This window comes from Bordetella ansorpii (genome assembly GCF_900078315.1).
Classification (GTDB): domain Bacteria; phylum Pseudomonadota; class Gammaproteobacteria; order Burkholderiales; family Burkholderiaceae_B; genus Bordetella; species Bordetella ansorpii.
In genome coordinates this window covers 718,813-738,907 of sequence record NZ_FKBS01000029.1, presented here as the reverse complement: position 1 = coordinate 738,907, position 20,095 = coordinate 718,813, and the positions used below count along the sequence as shown (strand labels likewise).

Annotated in this window: 19 protein-coding genes; 15 read left to right on the top strand and 4 right to left on the bottom strand. The window is 69.3% G+C overall.

From position 1 onward, the window contains the following. Positions 1-56: 56 nt before the first annotated feature. On the bottom strand, positions 57-1,289 hold the full coding sequence (locus A7W11_RS25090) for a CaiB/BaiF CoA transferase family protein (RefSeq protein WP_066420574.1): 1,233 nt from the start codon (positions 1,287-1,289) through the stop codon (positions 57-59). A 72-nt stretch (positions 1,290-1,361) separates the two neighbouring features. Between A7W11_RS25090 and A7W11_RS25085 the strand changes: the two genes are divergently transcribed. Further along, a complete protein-coding gene (locus tag A7W11_RS25085) occupies positions 1,362-2,276 on the top strand; it encodes a LysR family transcriptional regulator (protein ID WP_066420572.1) in 915 nt (304 codons plus the stop codon). Between the two features lie 33 nt (positions 2,277-2,309). On the opposite strand, the gene A7W11_RS25080 is transcribed toward A7W11_RS25085, so the two are convergent. From A7W11_RS25080 to A7W11_RS25070, 3 genes are all read right to left on the bottom strand, one after another. Beyond that, complete coding sequence (locus tag A7W11_RS25080; protein WP_066420570.1) at positions 2,310-2,684, bottom strand: tautomerase family protein; 375 nt, start codon at positions 2,682-2,684, stop codon at positions 2,310-2,312. Between the two features lie 93 nt (positions 2,685-2,777). Next, the gene (locus A7W11_RS25075) at positions 2,778-3,788 is read right to left on the bottom strand and encodes an acyl-CoA dehydrogenase (protein ID WP_066420569.1); all 1,011 of its coding nucleotides are present in this window, start codon (positions 3,786-3,788) and stop codon (positions 2,778-2,780) included. 9 nt (positions 3,789-3,797) lie between these two features. Then, positions 3,798-4,952 carry an acyl-CoA dehydrogenase family protein gene (locus A7W11_RS25070; protein ID WP_066420568.1) on the bottom strand — a complete coding sequence of 385 codons (1,155 nt, stop codon included), beginning with the start codon at positions 4,950-4,952 and terminating at the stop codon, positions 3,798-3,800. 282 nt (positions 4,953-5,234) lie between these two features. On the opposite strand from A7W11_RS25070, the gene A7W11_RS25065 reads away from it, so the two are divergent. The 14 genes from A7W11_RS25065 to A7W11_RS25000 all read left to right on the top strand — a co-directional run bounded on the left by A7W11_RS25065 (position 5,235) and on the right by A7W11_RS25000 (position 20,082). Then, complete coding sequence (locus tag A7W11_RS25065; RefSeq protein WP_066420567.1) at positions 5,235-6,416, top strand: acetyl-CoA C-acyltransferase family protein; 1,182 nt, start codon at positions 5,235-5,237, stop codon at positions 6,414-6,416. 118 nt (positions 6,417-6,534) lie between these two features. Continuing rightward, positions 6,535-7,323: a class I SAM-dependent methyltransferase gene (locus tag A7W11_RS25060; protein ID WP_066420566.1), complete on the top strand. Its 789-nt coding sequence runs from the start codon at positions 6,535-6,537 to the stop codon at positions 7,321-7,323. 208 nt (positions 7,324-7,531) lie between these two features. Next, positions 7,532-8,305, top strand: a complete 774-nt coding sequence (locus tag A7W11_RS25055; protein WP_066420559.1) for a GntR family transcriptional regulator — start codon at positions 7,532-7,534, stop codon at positions 8,303-8,305. Beyond that, a complete protein-coding gene (locus A7W11_RS25050; RefSeq protein WP_066420557.1) occupies positions 8,256-9,560 on the top strand; it encodes a malonyl-CoA decarboxylase domain-containing protein in 1,305 nt (434 codons plus the stop codon). The genes A7W11_RS25055 and A7W11_RS25050 overlap by 50 nt, the downstream gene beginning before the upstream one ends. Beyond that, entirely contained in the window at positions 9,557-10,378 is an 822-nt protein-coding gene (locus A7W11_RS25045; RefSeq protein WP_066420555.1) for an enoyl-CoA hydratase/isomerase family protein, read from the top strand. Before A7W11_RS25050 ends, A7W11_RS25045 begins: the two co-directional genes overlap by 4 nt. Before the next feature lie 5 nt (positions 10,379-10,383). Next, the gene (locus tag A7W11_RS25040; protein ID WP_066420553.1) at positions 10,384-11,925 is read left to right on the top strand and encodes a malonate--CoA ligase; all 1,542 of its coding nucleotides are present in this window, start codon (positions 10,384-10,386) and stop codon (positions 11,923-11,925) included. A gap of 196 nt (positions 11,926-12,121) precedes the next feature. After that, complete coding sequence (locus A7W11_RS25035) at positions 12,122-13,090, top strand: Bug family tripartite tricarboxylate transporter substrate binding protein (RefSeq protein WP_066420546.1); 969 nt, start codon at positions 12,122-12,124, stop codon at positions 13,088-13,090. 146 nt (positions 13,091-13,236) lie between these two features. After that, positions 13,237-13,764, top strand: coding sequence for a superoxide dismutase family protein (sodC, locus tag A7W11_RS25030; RefSeq protein ID WP_066420540.1), 528 nt, complete (start codon positions 13,237-13,239; stop codon positions 13,762-13,764). Positions 13,765-13,966: 202 nt separating this feature from the next. Next, positions 13,967-14,941 (top strand): ABC transporter substrate-binding protein, encoded by a 975-nt coding sequence (locus A7W11_RS25025; protein ID WP_066420538.1) that lies wholly within the window; start codon positions 13,967-13,969, stop codon positions 14,939-14,941. Positions 14,942-15,050: 109 nt separating this feature from the next. Beyond that, on the top strand, positions 15,051-15,938 hold the full coding sequence (locus tag A7W11_RS25020) for an ABC transporter permease (protein WP_066420536.1): 888 nt from the start codon (positions 15,051-15,053) through the stop codon (positions 15,936-15,938). Between the two features lie 3 nt (positions 15,939-15,941). Continuing rightward, positions 15,942-16,736, top strand: coding sequence for an ABC transporter ATP-binding protein (locus A7W11_RS25015; RefSeq protein WP_066420534.1), 795 nt, complete (start codon positions 15,942-15,944; stop codon positions 16,734-16,736). Between the two features lie 134 nt (positions 16,737-16,870). Continuing rightward, positions 16,871-17,461 (top strand): DUF4136 domain-containing protein, encoded by a 591-nt coding sequence (locus tag A7W11_RS25010; RefSeq protein ID WP_173678845.1) that lies wholly within the window; start codon positions 16,871-16,873, stop codon positions 17,459-17,461. Then, positions 17,462-18,643, top strand: a complete 1,182-nt coding sequence (locus A7W11_RS25005) for a DUF3734 domain-containing protein (protein ID WP_066420529.1) — start codon at positions 17,462-17,464, stop codon at positions 18,641-18,643. Positions 18,644-18,822: 179 nt separating this feature from the next. Continuing rightward, the gene (locus A7W11_RS25000; RefSeq protein ID WP_066420527.1) at positions 18,823-20,082 is read left to right on the top strand and encodes an efflux RND transporter periplasmic adaptor subunit; all 1,260 of its coding nucleotides are present in this window, start codon (positions 18,823-18,825) and stop codon (positions 20,080-20,082) included. Positions 20,083-20,095: the final 13 nt, after the last annotated feature.

Sequence of the window (20,095 nt, the reverse complement as noted above, 5' to 3'; positions counted from 1 at the left end):
CTTGCCATCCATACGTTTCTGTTCGCATGCGAGGCTCCTTTTAGTGTGAACAGGCCCTAGGGGGTCGGCTTGCCCGCCAGGCCGTCGTCCAGCGCCGCGCCGCTGGCCAGCAGATCGTCTATCCGCGTGTCCGGCAGGCCCGCCTGGCGCAATACGTCGCGCGTGTGCTGCCCCAGCCGCGGCGGCATGCCGGGTGCGACGACCGAGCGCTGCAGGCGCACGGGATTGCGCACCAGCCGATAGCGATGGCCGGTGTCGCTTTGCACCTCGGGGAAGAACCCGACGCTGGTCAGGTGCGGATCCTGTTCCAGGTCTTCCAGGCGGTTGATGGGCGCGGCCGGAATCTCCAGTTGCTGGCACACCGCCAGCCAATGCGCGGTGTCGCGGCGGGCGACCAGGCCGCCCACCAGTTCGTACAGCGCATCGATGTGCCGCGTGCGCGCGGCGATGCCGGTAAAGCGCGGATCGTCGGCCAATTCGGGATGGCCGCAATGCACGAAGAAGCGGCGCCAATGCGTGTCGGTGTACGGCATCATGCAGAGATGGCCGTCCGAGGTCTGGTAAGGCCTGCGCCACGGCGCCAGCACGCGCGCATAGCCGGGCTCGGCGTCCTGTTCGGCCAGGTGGCGGCCGTAGTAGTGTTCCAGCAGCACGTAGGAGCTCATGGCCTCGAACATCGGCACTTCCAGGTGCTGGCCCAGTCCGGTGCGCTCGCGCTGGAACAGCGCCGCCAGGATGGCGTGCGCCGCCATCAGTCCGCAGGTCTTGTCGGCCGCGATGGTGGGCATGTAGCGCGGCGTGCCGCCCTGGCGGCGCATGATGTCGGCGATGCCGGACAGGCCCTGGACGATGTCGTCGTAGGCGGGCCGGCCCGCATAGGCGCCGCCTTCGCCGAAGCCGTACAGGCCGGCGTAGATCAGGCGCGGATGGCGCGCGCACAGCGTGGCCGGGTCCAGCCCCAGGCGGGCCATCTTCTCGGGCCGCATGCTGTGCATCAGCACGTCGGCGCCGTCGACCAGCGCCAGCAGCGCCTCGCGCGCGGCGGGCTGCTTCAGGTCCAGCGCCAGGCTGCGCTTGTTGCGGTTCACGCCCAGGAAGATGGCGCCCAATCCCGGCTCTTGCGATGGGCCGGTCTGGCGCGTGGAATCGCCCTCGGGCGATTCGATCTTGATGACGTCGGCGCCGTAGTCGCCGAGGATCTGCGAGGCATAGGGACCGAACACGACCGAGGTCAGGTCCAGGACGCGCACGCCGGCCAGCGCGGCGGTGTCTGAGGTATGTGGGTGCATGACGGAAAATCCTAATCACCCCGGACATAAACGTCTAATATGGCTTCGGTATAGATCGATACGGAATCCGTTATGAGTCTGGACTTGCGCCATCTGCGGCAGTTCGTCGCCATCGCCGAACTGGGCAGTTACCGCCGGGCGGCCGAGGCGCTGCACATCGCCCAGCCGGCGCTATCCGTCTCGATACAGAAGCTGGAGCACGCGGTGGGCGTGCAGTTGCTGGAACGCGGCGCGCGCGGCGTGTCGTTGACGGCGGCCGGCGAAGCCCTGATGGGCGATGCGCGCCGCGCGCTGTTCCATGCCGATCAGGCGCGCCGGGCCGCGCGGCGCGTGGCGCTGGGCGAGTCGGGCCGGTTGCGGCTGGGGTTCGTGGGATCGGCCACGTACGAGCTGCTGCCGCGCTGCCTGCCGGCGTTTCGCCAGCAGTATCCCGATGTGCAGCTGGAGTTGCGCGAGGACAGCACCATCGGCCTGGTGGCCGCCTTGCGCGCCAACGAGCTGGATGGCGGGCTGGTGCGCGGCCCGCTGGCCGACGATCCCGAGCTGGCCTCGTGGGTGGTGGAACGCGATGACCTGATCCTGGCGCTGCCCTCGGCCCATCCGCTGGCCGGTCGCGGGCCGGTGCACATGCGCGACGTGCGCGGCGAGAGCTTCGTGATGTATGCGCCGGCCAAGGTGCCGGGGCTGTACGGCGTGGCGGCGGCGCTGTGCCGCAAGGCGGGGTTTTCCCCGCGGGTCAGCCAGGAGGCGATCCAGGTGCAGACCCTGGTCAGCCTGGTGGCCAGCGGGTTGGGGCTGGCCCTGGTGCCGGGGGTGACGCGGGCCTATTCGACGCCGCACGTGGCGTTCGTGCCGATCGCGGATGCCGACGCAAGGGATGCGCTGGCCCTGTCGCTGGTGACGCTGCGCGAGACGCCGTGCATGCCGGTGCTGCGGCTGCGGGACAGCATTGCGCTGGCGTGCGAGGCGGAATGGGACGGGGGCTGACCAGCCGTCCGGCTTTCCCGCCAGGCGCGTGGTTCAGCGTCCCGCCGCCTTGGCCGTGAGGCCGCCCGCCACGCCCATGTCCGTGTTGGGCACGTCGGTCAGCACGACGCGGACGTCCTGTTCCGCGATACCGATGCTGGCGTGGATGGCCAGGCTGAGCGCGGCGATCAGCGTGGCTTTCTTCGCTTCGTCGCGGCCGGCGATCAGGCGCACCAGCGCCAGAGCCATGGGGTGGCCGAGCTTGCCGGCGACGATCACGTTCCTGGCGTCGACCTCTTCCAGCACGATGCGGATGGACTGCACCGGCGCGCCGATGCTGGCTTCCACGGCTCGGGTGGCGTTCTCCAGCAGCGCGGTCTTCTCGCTGTCGGTGTGTCCCTGCATGATCTGGATGTTGAGGATGGGCATGGTGTTTCCACAAGGTAGGAAAGGGCATGGGGCCGCCGGCGCAACGGTGTGCCGGCAGCGGTCGCCACATTCTGCCAGTCCCGGCGCCCGCCGTCAGTCGATCTTTGCGTACAGGTCGGTCCGCAGGAAGGACAGTGCCGACTCGCCTTGGGCCGCCAGCGCGACCGCGCCGATGCGGCCGTGCCAGTAGGTCTCGGCGCCGGCCGCGCGGCGCCACTCGCGCAGGCGCCGCGTGTAGCGCTGCAGCGCGTATTCCTCGGTGACGCCGATGGCGCCGTGCACGGCATGGGCGATGTCGGCCACCGTGGTGGCGGCCGCGCTGGTGCGCGCCTTGCCCAGCGCCGCCAACAGCGGTTGCGGCGCCGTGTCCGCGCTTTGGAAGGCCAGTTGGGCCGCCATGCGCGCCGCCCAGACCTGCTCGGCCATGATGCTCAGTTGCTGCTGCACGGCCTGGAAACGGCCGATGGGTTTGCCGAACTGGCTGCGGTCGTTGGCGTAGTCCACGGTCATGCGCAGCACGCGTTCCAGGGCGCCCGCCAGCAGCGGCGCGGCGGCCGCCGCGGCCAGTTCGGCCAGGCTGGTGCCGGCCAGAGGCGCCGCGTCGGCAGTGGCCTGAACGGGCCACACCATGTCGGCATCCAGGCTGCCATGCCCGCCGGACGGCACGCGCTGTGCGGCCTCGGCCGGCAGCAGCAGGGCGCCGTCGGCCAGCGCCACCAGGACCCACTGCGCCGCGCCGCCCGCCCAGACGGCCGGGGCGACCAGGCCGTTGGCGTCGCGCGCCGCGCCGAACGGGGCCAGCGCGATCGGCCCGGCCGGCGCCGCATGCCCCGCGGCATGCAGCCACGCGCGCGCCAGCATCGTCTGCACGAAGGGCACGCCCATGCCGTGCCAGCCTGCTGCCTGCGCCAGGGGCAGGGTGTCGCACAGCCGCAGGCCGGCGCCGCCCGCCTGTTCCGGCACCAGGGCGTCCAGGAAGCCCGATTCCTCCAGCGCTTGCCAGGCCTGCGCGGCGCCTTCGCCGCGTTCGATCGCGCGTTGCACGTCCGGCGCGTAGGCCTGCGCGAACAGCCGCTGCGCGGCGTCTCCGAATAGATCGTCCATCTCGTTTCCTTATCTCAGGCCCAGGCCGCGCGCGATGATGCCGCGCAGGATCTCGCGGGTGCCGCCGCGCAGCGAGAACGTCGGGCTGACCTGCTCGACATAGGCCAGCGTGCGCAGCAGCTCGGGCGAGGCCGGTTGCTCGGGCGTGCGGCCCAGCGCCTGCGCGATCAGGCCGGGAATGCGTTGTTCCAGTTCGGTGCCCAGGTCCTTGACCAGCGCGGCCTCGGTGGCGGGGGCGAGGCCGCGCGCCAGTTGTCCCGCGATGGCCAGCGACATGCCGCGCAGCGTGGCCAGGTGCGCCAGGATCTCGCCCAGCGTGGCGCGGGTGAGGTCGTCGTCCAGGCGGTTGGCGCGGCAATGCCCGAGCCAGCATTCGACCAGCGCCATGCTGGAATACAGGCGTTCGGGTCCGCTGCGCTCGAAGGCCAGTTCGGCATTGACCTGTTGCCAGCCTTCGCCCTCGGTGCCGATCAGCGCATCGTCCGCCAGCGCGACGTCCTCGAAGAAGACCTCGGAGAAGTGCGAGTCGCCGGCCAGGTCCTCGATGGGGCGCACGGTGACGCCGGGCAGCGACAGGTCGACGATGACCTGCGACAGGCCCTGGTGGCGGTCGGCCGCCGTGCCCGAGGTGCGCACCAGCGCGATCATGTAGTGCGACCGGTGCGCGTTGGTCGTCCAGATCTTGCTGCCGTTCAGCCGCCAGCCGCCATCGGCCCGGGGTTCGGCCCGCGTGCGGATGCTGGCCAGGTCCGAGCCCGAGCCGGGCTCGCTCATGCCGATGCAGAAGAACGCCTCGGCACGGCAGATGCGGGGCAGGTAGTCCCGCCGCTGCCGTGGCGTGCCGTATTTCAGGATCAACGGCGCGCTCTGGCGGTCCGCGATCCAGTGCGCGGACACCGGCGCGCCCGCGCCCAGTAATTCTTCAGACAGCACGAAGCGCGCGAAATGGCCGCGCTGGGCGCCACCGTACTCGCGGGGCAGCGTCAGGCCCAGCCAGCCGCGTTCGGCCAACTGGCGGCTGAAGTCGGCATCGAAGCCCATCCACGAGCGCGCGCGCTGGTCGGCGGGCACGTTCTTCAAGGCCTGTTGCAGGAATTGCCTGATCTCGCTGCGCAGCGCTTCGTCTTCGGCGGGAATGGCCGTGAGGTCCAGCGTATCGATCATCCAGGTTCGTCTCGTCGTTGCTTTTGTGCGGCCGCATTCGAATGCGGAGGCGTCTCGGATAGCGCCATGCAGGGTGGACTATCCCGTGCGGCTTGCGCGGGCGTCCAATATTTTTTTGCGGAAATGCCATACACATTTCCTATCGCCTGGCCGGCATCGTGCCGGGAGGGCGCGAGTATGATTGCTGCACCGCGGCGTCCCACGGGGATGCCAGCAAGAGACGCGCCCGGGACCGCCTGTGCCGGCGGCGCGCCAGACCACCTATATGAGAGGAGCATTGCCATGAACGAAGTCATCGTCGCCTCCGCCATCCGTACCGCCATCGGCGATTTCGGCGGCGCGCTGAAGGACGTGCCGCCCATCGACCTGGGCGCCACCGTCATCCGCGCCGCGCTGGAACGCGCCGCCGTCAATGGCAATGAAGTGGGCCACGTCGCCGTCGGCCACGTCATCAACACCGAGCCGCGCGACATGTACCTGTCGCGCGTGGCCGCCATCAACGCCGGCATCGGCAAGGAAACGCCGGCCTTCAACGTCAACCGCCTGTGCGGTTCGGGCCTGCAGGCCATCGTGTCGGCCGCGCAGACCATCATGCTGGGCGATGCCGAGATCGCCGTGGGCGCCGGCGCCGAGAGCATGAGCCGCGCGCCGTACATCGCGCCCGCGCAACGATGGGGCGCGCGCATGGGCGACGCCGCGATGCTGGACATGATGACGGGCGCGCTGACCGACCCGTTCGGCCGCATGCACATGGGCGTCACGGCCGAGAACGTGGCGGCGCGCTTCGGCATCAGCCGCGCCGACCAGGACGCGCTGGCCGCCGAGTCGCACCGCCGCGCGGCCGCGGCCATCGACGCCGGCCATTTCCGCGACCAGATCGTTCCCATCGTGCAGAAGACGCGCAAGGGCGAGGTCACGTTCGACACCGACGAGCACGTGCGCCGCGACGTCACCGCCGACAGCCTGGCGGGCCTGAAGACCGTGTTCAAGAAGGAAGAGGGCACCGTCACCGCCGGCAATGCCTCGGGCCTGAACGACGGCGCGGGCGCCGTGGTGCTGATGAACGCCGCCGTGGCCGCCAAGCGCGGCGTGAAGCCCCTGGCGCGCCTGGTGGCCTACGCGCATTCCGGCGTGGATCCCGAGATCATGGGCATCGGTCCGGTGCCCGCCACGCAGGCCGCGTTGAAGCGCGCCGGCCTGACGGTGCAGCAGTTGGACGTGATCGAGGCCAACGAGGCCTTCGCCGCGCAGGCCTGCGCCGTGTCGCGCGAGCTGAAGTTCGATCCGGCCAAGGTCAACCCGAACGGCAGCGGCATCAGCCTGGGCCACCCCATCGGCGCCACCGGCGCCATCATCACCGTCAAGGCGCTGCACGAACTGCAGCGCGTGGGCGGCCGCTATGCGCTGGTGACGATGTGCATCGGCGGCGGCCAGGGCATCGCGGCGATCTTCGAACGCGTCTGAGCGCCGTCGGGGCTCGATCGCGGGGACGCCCCGCGCGGGCACGGCGCGCCGTGGGTCAGGGGAGCGGATGCATCCAATACCCGATGCGCCCGTGTTGCCGGCATCGCTACAATGCGCCATGCCGAAATCCCCCGCCTCATCGCGCGGCGCCGCGTCCGCGTCGCCCGACATGCCGTCGCTCTCCGAGTCCGACGGCATCCGTTATCTGCACTTCAGCACCGAGTGGGTCCAGGGCGCCATGCGCATGGACGACCCTGCCGAACTGGTGCTGGAATACACCGCCCAGATGATGGGCTGGCTGCTGTTCCTGGAGCCTCCGCGCGACGGCCCCATCGGCCTGCTGGGCCTGGGGGCGGGCTCGCTGGCCCGCTTCTGCCTGAAGCACACCCGCAGCGACGTGACGGTGGTGGAGTGGAATCCGCGCGTCACGTCGGTGTGCCACCTGTTCTTCCGCCTGCCGCGCTCGCCACGCCTGGCCATTCATCATGACGACGCGGGCCAGTGGGTGGTCGATCCCGCCAATGCGGGCACCTGTCCCGTGCTGCTGGTCGATCTGTACGATGCGCAGGCCCAGGGGCCGGTGCGCGATTCCGTCGGCTTCTACATGGGCTGCCGCCAGGTGCTGGGCGACGTGGGCATGCTGGCCGTGAACCTGTTCGGCAAGCACGAGAGCTTCAGCCGCAACATCGACAATCTCGGCAAGGTGTTCGATGGCCGCATCGTGCTGCTGCCCGAGATCGATGCCGGCAACCGCATCGTGCTGGCGTTCAACGGGCCGGATCTGCGCGTCGGCGCGGCGGACCTGATGGCGCGCGCCGAAGTGGTGGAGTCCACCTACGGCCTGCCGGCACGGCGCTGGGCGAAGTCGCTGATGCAGCATGCCGTGGATGGCGTACTGCATTTCTAGGCGCGGATAGGTCCGGCATCCCGCCGCGAGGCTTGCGGGGCCTGGCGATGAGGCCCGCGCCAGCGCTCGCGTCCGGCGTATCGCATACGTCATTCATCCCGCGCCGCACCATCGAAATATAAGGGGCCGGGGCTTACCGGCCCGCAAAAACGGCACTATCATGGGCTGTCCATAATTATGAATTATGGTTTCAACGAGCCCGCCGCCCATGACCGTTCCCATCGTCCGCCAGGCGCTGTACCTCGAAGTCGCCGACCGTTTGCGCGACATGATCCGTTCGCGCGCGCTGGCCGCGGGCGCCTGGATCGACGAGGCCGCGCTCACCGGCCTGTTGGGCATCTCGCGCACGCCGCTGCGCGAAGCCCTGAAGGTGCTGGCTACCGAAGGGCTGGTGCGGCTGGAACCCGGCCGCGGCTGCTTCGTCAGCGAACTCTCGGTGGCCGATCTCGAACAGATCTTTCCGCTGATGGCCATGCTGGAAGGGCGCTGCGCCTACGAGGCCGCCCAGAAGGCCTCTGCTTCCGACCTGAAGGCGCTGGAGCCGCTGCACCGCGCGCTGCGCGCGCATGCCGCCGCCGGCCGCATCGACGACTACTACGAAGCCAACGCCCGCATCCACGAGGCCGTGCAGGCCCTGGCCGACAACCGCTGGCTGTCCGACATGGTCGGCGGCCTGCGCAAGGTGCTCAGCCTGTTCCGCCACAAAAGCCTGGCGCTGCCGGGCCGCATCGAGGAATCCTGCGCCGAGCATCTGGCCATCTTCGCCGCGTTGAAGGCGCGCGATCCCGAGGGCGCCGAGGCGCTGGCGCGCAAGCATCTGCTGCGCCAGCTCGACGCCCTGCGCACGCTGGCCGCGCAAGAGGCCGCGCTTGCCGCCACGCCCGCCGCGCCCACCTTGATTTCCCACATCGCCCTGACGGAGTCCGACGCCCATGCCCGCCCCCGAAACGCTCGCCCGCGCGCGCGCCCAGCGCGCCCCTGAAATCCCCGATCCGGCCCGCGCGCCGGATGACGTTGCCGAAGCCAGCGGCCTGATGGCTCGCATCAGCCGGTTGTGGGAACGCGATCCGGTGCCCGACGCCGCCGCGGTCGAGCCGCTGCTGGCCGCGCGCCTGACCGACGTGGCCGCCAACAAGCTGGCGCGCCTGTGGTGCGCCGGCTATACGGCGGCCGACGGCAAGCGGCGGCGCGCCATGCTGGGCGCGCTGGCCCAGGCGGCCGAGGCCAGCCGCGAGCGCGGCGAAGGCTGCGCGCGCCTGTTCAAGCGCTTCAATGCCCTGCCCGAGGGCCTGCGCTTCCTGGTCGAACTGCGCGCCGACATGCTGCGCTGGCGCAAGCAGGTGGCGGGCGTGCAGGCGCTGGACAAGGAATTGGAAGGCCTGCTGTCCGCCTGGTTCGACGTGGGCCTGCTCGAGCTGCGCCGCCTGACCTGGGATTCGCCGGCGTCGCTGCTCGAGAAGCTGATCATCTACGAGGCCGTGCACGAGATCCGCTCGTGGGACGACCTGCGCCATCGCGTGGCGGGCGACCGCCGCTGTTATGCCTATTTCCATCCGCAGATGCCCGACGTGCCGCTGATCTTCGTCGAGGTCGCGTTCTCGCCGCAGATGGCCGACGACGTGCAGGCGCTGCTGGACACGCAGGCGCCCGCGCCCGACATGGACAAGTCGCGCTGGGCGATCTTCTATTCCATCTCGAACACGCAGGCGGGCCTGCGTGGCATCAGCTTCGGAAACTTCCTGCTCAAGCGCGTCATCGAGCGCCTGCTCGAAGAGGCGCCCAAGCTGAAGTCCTTCGCCACGCTGTCGCCCATGCCGGGCCTGCGCGACTGGTTGTCGAAGCTGTCCGCGCAGGAGGTCGAGCAGATCGTGCGTGAAAGCAAGAGCAAGGTCAGCGCCGGCGCGCCGGATGGCGCGCGCTGGGCCGAGCGCCTGGCGCGGTCGGCCAAGGGCAAGCCCAGCGAGGCGCTGCGCCGCGCCGGCCTGCGCCTGGCCGCGCACTATGTGCAGACGCTGAAGAACGGCCAGCCGCTGGACCCCGTGGCGCGCTTCCACATGGGCAACGGCGCGCGCGCCGAACGCGTCAACTGGGCCGCCGACGTGTCCGAGAAGGGCTTGCAGCAGTCCTGCGGCATGATGGTCAATTACCTGTACGAGCTGGACAAGCTGGACGAGAACCTGACGCGCCTGGGCCAGGGCAAGCCGCCCGCCAGCCGCGCCATCTCGCGCCTGGTATGACGGCGCGGGGCGATGCGCGGACAGGCGCCGCGGAAACCGGCGCCGGCCGTGTCCTGGTCCAGCGCGACGGCCCGGTCGCCCGGGTCACGCTATCGCACCCCGGCCGCCTGAACGCCATCACCGTGGCCATGTGGCAGCAGTTGCGCCAGGTCGTCGACGCCCTGTCCGCCGACGACAGCCTGCGCTGCGTGGTGGTCGCGGGCGAGGGCGGCAACTTCGCGGCCGGCGCCGACATCCGCGAGTTTCCGCGGGTGCGCGGCGACCGGGCCGCCGTGCGGCATTATCACCGAGAGGTGCTGGCGCCCGCGCTGCGCGCCGTGGCGCATTGCCCGCATCCCGTGGTGGCCGAAATCGAAGGCGTCTGCGTGGGCGGCGGCCTGGAGATTGCCAGCCAGTGCGACCTGCGCATCGCCGCCGAGTCCGCGCGCTTCGGCGTACCCATCAACCGGCTGGGGTTTCCCATGGCGCCCGACGAGATGCAGGGCCTGCTGGCCCTGGCCGGCCGCGCCGCCACGCTGGCCATCCTGCTGGAAGGGCGGGTGTTCGGCGCGTCCGAGGCGCTGCGCCTGGGCCTCTTGACCCGGGCTGTCCCCGATGGCGAGCTGGCCGATGCGGTGCGAGACTGCGTGGCGGGCATCCAGCGCGGTGCGCCGCTGGCCGCGCGCATCAACAAACGCCAGTCGCGCCGGCTGCTCGATGCCGCGCCGCTGTCGGAAGCCGAATACGACGATTATTTTTCCTATGCGGACAGCCGCGACCACCGCGAGGGCGTACGCGCCTTCCTGGCCGGCCAGTCCCCCACCTTTACCGGAGACTAGACAAGGTGAGCAACGCCAATCTGTATGCCGTGCTGGAAGGCGGCTTTCCCGCCGATCGCAGCAAGGTCGCGCTGGAGACGCCCGACCTGCGTTACACCTGGGACGACATCGACCGCGCCAGCGCCTGCCTGGCGAATCTGCTGGATTCGCTGAATCTGCCCGAAGGCGCGCGCGTGGCCGTGCAGGTCGAGAAATCGCCCGAAGCGCTGCTGCTGTACCTGGCCACGCTGCGCGCGGGTCTGGTCTATCTGCCGCTGAACACCGCCTATCGCGAATCCGAGATCGAATATTTTCTCGGCAACGCCGAGCCCGCCGTGGTGGTGTGCTCGCCCGCCAATCTGGAATGGGTCAAGCGGGCCGCCGACAAGGCAGGCACCGCCCACGTCTACACGCTGGACGAGCACCGCGGCGGCACGCTGCTGCAAGCCGCGGCCTCCATGCCGCAGACCTTCGACACGGTGCAAAGCCAGCCGGACGACCTGGCCGCCATCCTGTACACCTCGGGCACCACGGGCCGCAGCAAGGGCGCCATGCTGTCGCACGAGAATCTCGCTTCCAACGCGCGCACGCTGCACCAGTACTGGGGCTGGCGCGCCGACGACGTGTTGCTGCACATGCTGCCGATCTTCCACGTGCACGGCCTGTTCGTGGCCTCGCACGGCGCGCTGCTGGCCGGCGCGCGCATGATCTGGCTGCCCAGGCTGGACGTCGAGCAGGCCCTGCGCTACCTGCCGCAAAGCACGGTGATGATGGGCGTGCCCACGTACTACGTGCGCCTGCTGGCCGAGCCGCGCTTCGACAGGCAGGTGTGCCGCAACATGCGCCTGTTCATCTCCGGGTCGGCGCCGCTGCTGACCGAAACCTTCAACGATTTCCGCGAGCGCACCGGCCAGACCATCCTGGAACGCTACGGCATGAGCGAGACGGTCATGCTGACCTCGAACCCCTATCACGCTGGCGAAGGCGAGCGGCTGGGCGGCACGGTGGGCAAGCCGCTGCCGGGCGTCGAGGTCCGCGTGGTCGATGACGCGGGCGCGCCGCTGGCCCCGGGCGAGATCGGCAACGTGCAGGTGCGGGGTCCCAATGTGTTCTCGGGCTACTGGCGCATGCCGGAGAAGACCCGCGAAGAGTTCGCCGAGGGCGGCTGGTTCAAGACGGGCGACGTGGGCCGCTGGGGCGGCGAGGCCGGCGGCCGCGCCGCGCCCGACAGCTATCTGTCCATCGTGGGCCGCAGCAAGGACCTGATCATCTCGGGCGGCTACAACGTCTATCCGAAAGAGATCGAGACGCTGATCGACGAGATGCCGGGCGTGTCCGAGTCGGCGGTCATCGGCGTGCCGCATCCCGATTTCGGCGAGGCGGTGGTGGCCGTGGTGGTGCCGCGTACCGGCGCCGCGCTGGACGCCGCGGCCATGCAGGCCGAACTGAAGTCGCGCATCGCCAATTTCAAGGTGCCCAAGCGCATCCACGTCATCGAGCAACTGCCCCGCAACACCATGGGCAAGGTGCAGAAGAACGTGCTGCGCGATACCTACCAGGCGCTGTAGCCCTTGCGGGGCCGGCGGTGACGAGCCCGCCGCCGGCCATCTCATCCCTTTGAAACAGGAGTCCCATCCTCACCCTTGCGCGTTGCTTTGGATGCTGCAGATTCACCGATCCGGTTCCGGTCCCACGCGGGCCAGGCCGGCCATATAACAAGACGGGCGCACGTCCCGTCCTGCGCTGTACCAAAGAGGAGACATCATGAGACAACCCACCATCGGCGTGGCCGCCCTGGCGCTGGCCGCGGCCTTCTCGTCCGCACCCGCCGCGGCCGAGTGGCCCGAACGCCCCATTACCATCGTCGTGCCTTTTCCCGCCGGGGGCGGCACCGACACCTTCGCCAGGCCGCTGGCCCAGCAACTGGGCTCGCAACTGGGCCAGAGCGTCGTCATCGACAACAAGGGCGGCGCGGGCGGCACCGTCGGCGCGGCCTTCGCCGCCAAGGCGCAGCCCGACGGCTACACCTTCTTCATGGGCGGCGCCCACCACGCGCTGGCCCCCTCCCTGTACAAGAGCCTGAAGTACGACATCCAGAAGGATTTCGTGCCGGTCGCGCTATTGGCGCAGCCGCCGCAGGTCATCGTGGTCAATCCCAAGCTGCCCGTGAAAGACCTGAAGGGGCTGATCGAGTACGCGAAGGCGCGGCCCGGCCAGATCAATTTCGGCACGGCGGGCAAGGGCAGCACGCATCACTTGGCCGGCGAGCTGTTCGCCATGCAGACCGGCATCAAGCTGGTCGATGTGCCCTACCAGGGCGCGGGCCCGATGCTGTCGGCGCTGATCGGCAACCAGGTCGACATGGCCTTCGACGGCCTGGGCTCGTCGGCCACGCACATCCGCGGCGGCAGCATCAAGCCGCTGGCGGTCGCATCGCCACAGCGCTCGCCGTCCTTCCCGGACGTGCCCACTGCCGCCGAGGCCGGCGTGCCGAACTACGAGGTCTCGACCTGGTATGCCCTGTGGGCGCCGGCCGGCACCCCGAAAGAGGCGGTCGACAAGATGACGGCCCACGTCACGAAGGCGCTGCAATCGGCCAAGATCAAGGAAATCTGGGCCAGCAACGGCTCGGCCATCCCCGACATGGCCGGGCCGGCCTTCGGCACCTTCGTCAACAGCGAAGTCGCGCGCTGGGCCAAGGTGGTGAAGGATTCCGGGGTGACGCTGGAGTGACGGCGCGGGGCCGGGCGCGTGCGTTCGGCCATTTACCGAATGTCAAACCTGCGGCCTGCCGGGATCCCTACACTGGAAAGCCGATCACCCGTCCGGCGCCGTGGCGGCAGGACCGCACGCGGCGCGGCGCAAACAGGGAGCAGGCGATGAGGAAGATTGTGATGGCTGGCGCGCTGATGGCCGCCATGTCTTCGGGGGCGATGGCCGCCGAGCAGACGACCGTGGAAATGTTCTTCGTCAGTCCGAAGGGCGTGGAGCAGCCCGCCGGCAAGATCCGCATCGAGCAGAACAAGTACGGGGCCTTGCTCACGCCCGACCTGTTCGGGCTGCCGCCCGGCGTGCACGGTTTCCATCTGCACGCCAACGGCTCGTGCGATCCGGGGCCGGTGGACGGCAAGACCGCCCCGGCCGGCGCCGCGGGCGGGCACTGGGACCCGGACAAGACGGGCGCGCACAAGGGCCCGTACGACGACAGCGGCCACAAGGGCGATCTGCCGGCCCTGTACGTGGCGGCCGGCGGCAAGGCCACCTATCCGGTGCTGGCCCCGCGCCTGAAAGCTTCAGACTTCAAGGGTCATGCGCTGATGGTGCATGCGGGGGGGGATAATCACGCCGATCATCCCGAGAAGCTGGGCGGCGGCGGCGCGCGCATCGTGTGCGGCGTCGTGAAATAGACGGGCTGTCTCCGTCGTTCCGCACAGCCTTTTGCCGCACGCGCGGCGTGGGGGCCATCACCTTTAGGGATTCCCCGGGGCGCTTCGCGCCCCGGGCGCGTTAGACTACGCGTCTCATGCCAGCTGGCCGGGGTGGAGAGAGGACCCGGCGGCGACCGCGCATGTCCGTCATTCAACCCAAAGGGTGCAAGGAGCATAAGAAATGCTGATCGGAAAAAAACATTTTCTGACGGTGGGCGCACTGGCGCTGGCCGCGGCCATCCATGCCGCGCCGGCCGTGGCGCAACAGAAGTCGGTGGCCATCACCGCCATCGTCGAGCATCCCGCGCTCGACGCCGTCCGTGACGGCGTGCAGGAAGCGCTGAAGCAGGCCGGATACGTGTCCGGCAAGTCGCTGAAGTGGCAGTATCAAAGCGCCCAGGGCAACACGGGCACCGCCGCGCAGATCGCCCGCAAGTTCGTCGGCGACCGTCCCGACGCCATCGTGGCCATCGCCACCCCGTCCGCGCAGGCCGTCGTGGCCGCCACCAAGGACGTGCCGGTGGTCTATTCGGCGGTCACCGATCCGGTCGCGGCACAGCTGGTGCCCAGCATGCAGGCCTCCGGCACCAACGTCACCGGTGTGTCCGACCTGCTGGCCCTGGACAAGCAGATCGAGCTCATCAAGAAGGTCGTGCCGCAGGCCAAGCGCGTGGGCATGGTCTACAACCCCGGCGAAGCCAACTCGGTGGTGGTGGTCAAGCAGATGCAGGAACTGCTGCCCAAGGCCGGCCTGACGCTGGTCGAAGCCGCCGCGCCGCGTTCGGTGGACGTGGCCTCGGCCGCGCGCAGCCTGATCGGCAAGGTCGATGTCATCTACACCAACACCGACAACAACGTCGTGTCGGCCTACGAGGCGCTGGTCAAGGTCGGCAACGATGCCAAGATCCCGCTGGTCGCGTCGGATACCGACAGCGTCAAGCGCGGCGCCATCGCCGCCCTGGGCATCAACTACAAAGACCTAGGCATGCAGACCGGCCGCATGGTCGTGCGCATCCTGAAGGGCGAGAAGCCCGGCGCCATCCCGTCGGAAACCAGCTCGAAGCTCGAGCTGTACGTGAACCCGGGCGCCGCTGCCAAGCAGGGCGTCACGCTGTCCGACGCGCTGGTCAAGTCCGCCGCGCAAGTCATCAAGTAATGCCGCATCGGGCACGGCGGCCCACGCGGCCGCCGGCCCGCCTTCTTCCTAACGAAACCAAGGAGGCGCCGACCGCGTTCACGAGACCCGGCCGGCCGTGTTCTCTTTCATGTCTCTTTTCTCATTGCTGGGCGCGCTGGAAATCGGCCTGGTGTTCGCCCTGGTCGCGCTGGGCGTACTCATCTCGTTCCGGCTGCTGCGCTTTCCCGACCTGACCGTCGACGGCAGTTTCCCGCTGGGCGGCGCCGTCTGTGCCACGCTGATCTCGGCGGGCTACGATCCCTTCACCTCGACCGTCGCCGCCACGTTCGCGGGCGCGGCCGCCGGCCTGGTCACCGGCTGGCTGCACGTGCGGCTGCGCATCATGGACCTGCTGGCCAGCATCCTGATGATGATCGCGCTGTATTCGATCAACCTGCGCGTGATGGGCAAGCCCAACGTGCCGCTGATCACCGAACCTACCGTCTTCACGCTGCTGCAGCCCGAATGGCTCAGCGACTACGTGGCGCGTCCCGTCATCCTGGTGTTTGTCGTGATCATCGCCAAGCTGCTGCTGGACTGGTTCTTCGGCACGCAGACCGGCCTGGCGATGCGCGCCACCGGCTCCAACGGCCGCATGGCCCGCGTGCAGGGCGTCAACACCGGCGCCATGATCCTGGGCGGCATGGCGCTGTCCAACGCGCTGGTCGGCCTGGCGGGCGCGCTGTTCGCGCAGACGCAGGGCGGCGCCGACATCTCGATGGGCATCGGCACCATCGTCATCGGCCTGGCCGCGGTCATCGTGGGCGAGAGCATCCTGCCGTCGCGCAAGCTGGTCATGGCCACGCTGGCCGTCATCATCGGCGCCATCGTCTACCGCTTCTTCATCGCGCTGGCGCTGAACAGCGATTTCATCGGCCTGCAGGCGCAGGACCTCAACCTGGTCACCGCGGTGCTGGTCACGATCGCGCTGGTGATTCCCATGCTCAAGCGCCGCCTGGCCGGCAAGAAGGGGTAAATCATGCTCAGCGCAAAAGACCTCCGCATCACCTTCAACGCCGGCACGCCCATCGAGACGCGCGCACTGCGCGGGCTGTCGCTGGAGATTCCCAGCGGCCAGTTCGTCACCGTGATCGGCTCGAACGGCGCCGGCAAGTCGACGTTCCTGAATGCCGTGTCGGGCGACCTGTCCGTCGATACCGGCAACATCAGCATCGATGGCCACGACGTCACCCGCCGGCCCGTCTGGGAACGCTCCAACCTGGTGGCCCGCGTCTTCCAGGACCCGATGGCGGGCACCTGCGAAGACCTGACCATCGAAGAGAACATGGCATTGGCGCAGATGCGCGGCGCGCGGCGCGGACTGTCCCGCGCGGTCAAGGCCAGCATGCGCGAGAACTTCCGCGCCCGCCTGGCCACGCTGGGCCTGGGGCTGGAGAACCGCCTGACCGACCGCATCGGCCTGTTGTCGGGCGGCCAGCGCCAGGCGGTCAGCCTGCTGATGGCGGCCCTGCAGCCGTCGCGCATCCTGCTGCTGGACGAACACACCGCCGCGCTCGATCCGCGCACCGCCGACTTCGTGCTGCAACTGACGGCGCGCATCGTCGCCGAAAGCAAGCTGACCACCATGATGGTCACGCACAGCATGCGCCAGGCGCTGGACGTGGGCGAGCGCACCGTGATGCTGCACCAGGGCGAGGTGGTGCTGGACGTGTCCGGCGATGAACGCCGCGGCATGGACGTGAAGGACCTGCTGGCCATGTTCGAGCGCGTGCGCGGCGAACAGCTGGCCGACGACGCGCTGCTGCTGGGCTGACGCGTTCGGGGGCATCCTGTCCGCCATTTCGCGGCGGGCAGGGTGCCCTGTCCATTATCGAAGACGCCCCGGTTGCGTCCCGGCAGGCTTCGCGGCATCATGACCGCGCTGCTTCCAGGAGCTGACCACCGATGATTTCCTTGCCGCGCATCTTGGCGCTGGCCGGGGCCTGCGGCCTGTTGGCCGCCTGCGCCTCGGGGCCGTCCATCCGCAGCGATTACGATCGCAACGCCGATTTCGGGCGCTATCGCACCTTCGGCTTCACGGCGAACGCCGATGCCGGCCAACCGGGCTACCGCACGCAACTGGCCGACCGCCTGAAGGCCGCCGCGCGCGGCCAGATGGAAATGCGCGGCTATGCCTACACCGAGCAAGACCCCGACCTCCTGGTCAACTTCAGCGCCAAGGTCGAAGAGAAATCCGTGGGCGCGCCCGGCGGAGCCGGCGCGCCGTTGCCGGTCTGGGGCTACCGCACCGGCTTCTACTCGGGCTGGCCCGGCCATCCCTTCGGCGGGCCCGACCTGCAGTATGCCGAAGGCACCCTGAACATCGACGTGGTCGACGCGCGCCGCAAGCAACTGGTGTGGGAAGGCGTCAGCGTCGGGCTGGTGGGCGATACGGCATTGGCCCCGTCGCCCGAGCAGGTCGGCCAGGCCGTGGCGCGCATCTACGCCCGTTATCCCTTCCGCGCCGGGGTGTCGGCGCCGCAACTGCCGGTGCAGTGAATGGCATCACGCAAACAACCCTCCAGACTGCCGAACTACGAAACCGTCGCCCTGGTGCTGCAAGGCGGCGGCGCGCTGGGCGCCTACCAGGCGGGCGTCTACGAAGGCCTGCACGAAGCAGGCATCCGGCCCAACTGGGTGTCGGGCATTTCCATCGGATCGATCAACGCGGCCATCATCGCGGGCTCGCCCGAAGAGGAGCGGGTGGCGCGCCTGCGCGGCTTCTGGGAGGCCATCTGCCGTCCCACGGGCTTTGCCGGACTGCCGTGGGGCGAGACGCTGGCGGGCATGTTCGACGGCATGCCGTTCGGTTTCGGTTCGCCGGTGGTCACAGGCCAACTGGCCGCCTTCCGGGCGCTGACGCAAGGCCAGCCCGGCTTCTTCACGCCGCGCGTGCCGTCGCCCTACCTGCTGCGCGATTCGGGCGCGGCCTCCACCAGTTTCTACGACACCTCGCCCCTGGCGGCCACGCTGCGCGAATACGTCGACTTCGAGCTGTTGAACCGCGGCACGGTGCGCGCCAGCTTCGGCGCCGTCAACGTGCGTACCGGCAACTTTGCGTATTTCGACAGTACGCGCCAACCGTTGGGCCCCGAGCACGTCATGGCCTCGGGTGCGCTGCCGCCGGGCTTTCCCGCCGTCGAGGTCGACGGCCAGTCGTACTGGGACGGCGGCATCGTCTCGAACACGCCGCTGGCCGAAGTGCTGCGCGTGCATCCCATGCCCGACACGCTGGCTTTCCAGGTCGACCTGTGGCCGGCACGCGGCGAACTGCCGACCAGCATGGACGAAGTGGCGCAGCGGCAGAAGGACATCCAGTATTCCAGCCGCACGCGCCTGGTTACGGACAATTACCGTAAGATACTCCAGTTGCGCCGCGGCCTGCAGACCCTGCTGGAACGCCTGCCCGCGGGCCAGCGCAACAGCCCGGACCTGGCCGACCTGCGCGCCCAGGCCTGCACCCCGCTGGTCAATGTGGTGAACCTGATCTACCAGGCCAAGCACTACGAGCGCGAGTCCAAGGATTACGAGTTCAGCACCGAGGCCATGCGCGAGCACTGGCAGTTCGGCCTGGCCGATATCCGCCGTACCCTGGCCCAGCCGCGGGTGCTGGACAAGCCCTCGGTGGATCAGAGTTTCATCACCCACGACGTGCACCGCAGCGCCCCTGATTCGCGGTAAAGTGAGCGCCGGTAGGGGAGCGGCACGTCGCAAAAGACCCGCGTTTCGTCGGATCGGGCCCGCTCTTAATAAAAGCTAAAAAACTTCCGCTACAGTAGCGGCCTTTCAGCACGTCCGGGCACTGGCCAGCCGGCCGGCATCGCCCATGCAGAACACGCTTTTTCAAGCATGAGGACTCCATGCGTCTTTCCTACGAGCGATTTTCCGTCATCAGCGCGGCCACCGTCCTGGCGCTCAGCCTGGCTGCCTGCGGCAAGAAGGAAGAGGGCGGCGGCCCCGGCGGCATGATGCCGCAGGTCAGCGTCGTCACCGTCCAGCCGCAACGCACGCCCATCGTCTCCGAACTGCCGGGCCGTGTCGACGCGGTGCGGGATGCGGAAATCCGCGCGCGCGTCACCGGCATCGTCGAGAAGATCGCCTTCGAGCAGGGTGGCGACGTCAAGAAAGGCCAGAAGCTCTTCAAGATCGATCCCGCACCTTATCAAGCCTCGTACGATCAGGCCGCCGCGCAGCTGAAGCAGGCGCAGGCCGACCTGTACAGCGCGAAGGTGCTGGCGGAGCGCTATGCGCCGCTGGTCAAGGCCAATGCGGTCAGCAAGCAGGAGTACGACAACGCCGTGGCCGCGTTCCGCCAGGCCGAGGCCGCCGTGGCCGCCGCCCGCGCCACGCAGACCTCGGCGCGCATCAATCTGGACTACACCGATGTCACCTCGCCCATCGACGGCCGCATCGGCCGTCCGCTGGTCACCGAGGGCGCGCTGGTCGAGTCCGGCTCGGCCACGCAGATGGCGCTGGTGCAGCAGCTCGACCCGGTCTACGTCGACCTGACGCAGTCCACCTCCGAACTGGCCGACCTGCGCCGCGCGCTGGCCTCGGGCAAGCTGCAGAAGGTGGGCGATGGCGCCCGTGTCACGGTGCTGCTGGAAGACGGCACGCCGTACGAACAACCCGCCAAGCTGCTGTTCACCGGCATCACGGTCGACCCGTCGACCAGCCAGGTCACGCTGCGCGCCGAAGTGCCCAATCCGGGCAACGAACTGCTGCCCGGCATGTACGTGCGCGTGCGCGTCGAGCAGGGCGTGGACGAGAATGCCCTGCGCGTGCCGCAGCAGGCCCTGCAACGCACGCCCGACGGCAAGCAGAGCCTGATGGTGGTGCGCGACAACAAGGCCGCCCAGATATCCGTGTCCACCGGCAACGTGGTGGACAACGAATGGGTCATCACCGATGGCCTGAAGGCGGGTGACGTCGTCATCGTCGAGGGCTTCCAGAAGATCCGCCCGGGTGCGCCCGTGCAGGCCACGCCCTGGAAGAAAGGCGGTGGCGCGGGGCAGCCCGGCGCGGGGCAGCCCGGCCAGCCACCGGCCGCGCAAGGCCAGGGCCAGCAGCAAGGCCAGGCCCCGCAGGGCCAGCAACAGGGCCAGCAAGGCCAGAAATGAGCGGCACGCGGCG

Excerpts from the sequence above, each read along its gene's own strand:
- A7W11_RS25090 (WP_066420574.1), bottom strand. The coding sequence starts at position 1,289 with ATGCACCCACATACCTCAGACACCGCCGCGCTGGCCGGCGTGCGCGTC.
- A7W11_RS25085 (WP_066420572.1), top strand. The coding sequence starts at position 1,362 with ATGAGTCTGGACTTGCGCCATCTGCGGCAGTTCGTCGCCATCGCCGAA.
- A7W11_RS25080 (WP_066420570.1), bottom strand. The coding sequence starts at position 2,684 with ATGCCCATCCTCAACATCCAGATCATGCAGGGACACACCGACAGCGAG.
- A7W11_RS25075 (WP_066420569.1), bottom strand. The coding sequence starts at position 3,788 with ATGGACGATCTATTCGGAGACGCCGCGCAGCGGCTGTTCGCGCAGGCC.
- A7W11_RS25070 (WP_066420568.1), bottom strand. The coding sequence starts at position 4,952 with ATGATCGATACGCTGGACCTCACGGCCATTCCCGCCGAAGACGAAGCG.
- A7W11_RS25065 (WP_066420567.1), top strand. The coding sequence starts at position 5,235 with ATGAACGAAGTCATCGTCGCCTCCGCCATCCGTACCGCCATCGGCGAT.
- A7W11_RS25060 (WP_066420566.1), top strand. The coding sequence starts at position 6,535 with ATGCCGAAATCCCCCGCCTCATCGCGCGGCGCCGCGTCCGCGTCGCCC.
- A7W11_RS25055 (WP_066420559.1), top strand. The coding sequence starts at position 7,532 with ATGACCGTTCCCATCGTCCGCCAGGCGCTGTACCTCGAAGTCGCCGAC.
- A7W11_RS25050 (WP_066420557.1), top strand. The coding sequence starts at position 8,256 with ATGCCCGCCCCCGAAACGCTCGCCCGCGCGCGCGCCCAGCGCGCCCCT.
- A7W11_RS25045 (WP_066420555.1), top strand. The coding sequence starts at position 9,557 with ATGACGGCGCGGGGCGATGCGCGGACAGGCGCCGCGGAAACCGGCGCC.
- A7W11_RS25035 (WP_066420546.1), top strand. The coding sequence starts at position 12,122 with ATGAGACAACCCACCATCGGCGTGGCCGCCCTGGCGCTGGCCGCGGCC.
- sodC (WP_066420540.1), top strand. The coding sequence starts at position 13,237 with ATGAGGAAGATTGTGATGGCTGGCGCGCTGATGGCCGCCATGTCTTCG.
- A7W11_RS25025 (WP_066420538.1), top strand. The coding sequence starts at position 13,967 with ATGCTGATCGGAAAAAAACATTTTCTGACGGTGGGCGCACTGGCGCTG.
- A7W11_RS25020 (WP_066420536.1), top strand. The coding sequence starts at position 15,051 with ATGTCTCTTTTCTCATTGCTGGGCGCGCTGGAAATCGGCCTGGTGTTC.
- A7W11_RS25015 (WP_066420534.1), top strand. The coding sequence starts at position 15,942 with ATGCTCAGCGCAAAAGACCTCCGCATCACCTTCAACGCCGGCACGCCC.
- A7W11_RS25005 (WP_066420529.1), top strand. The coding sequence starts at position 17,462 with ATGGCATCACGCAAACAACCCTCCAGACTGCCGAACTACGAAACCGTC.
- A7W11_RS25000 (WP_066420527.1), top strand. The coding sequence starts at position 18,823 with ATGCGTCTTTCCTACGAGCGATTTTCCGTCATCAGCGCGGCCACCGTC.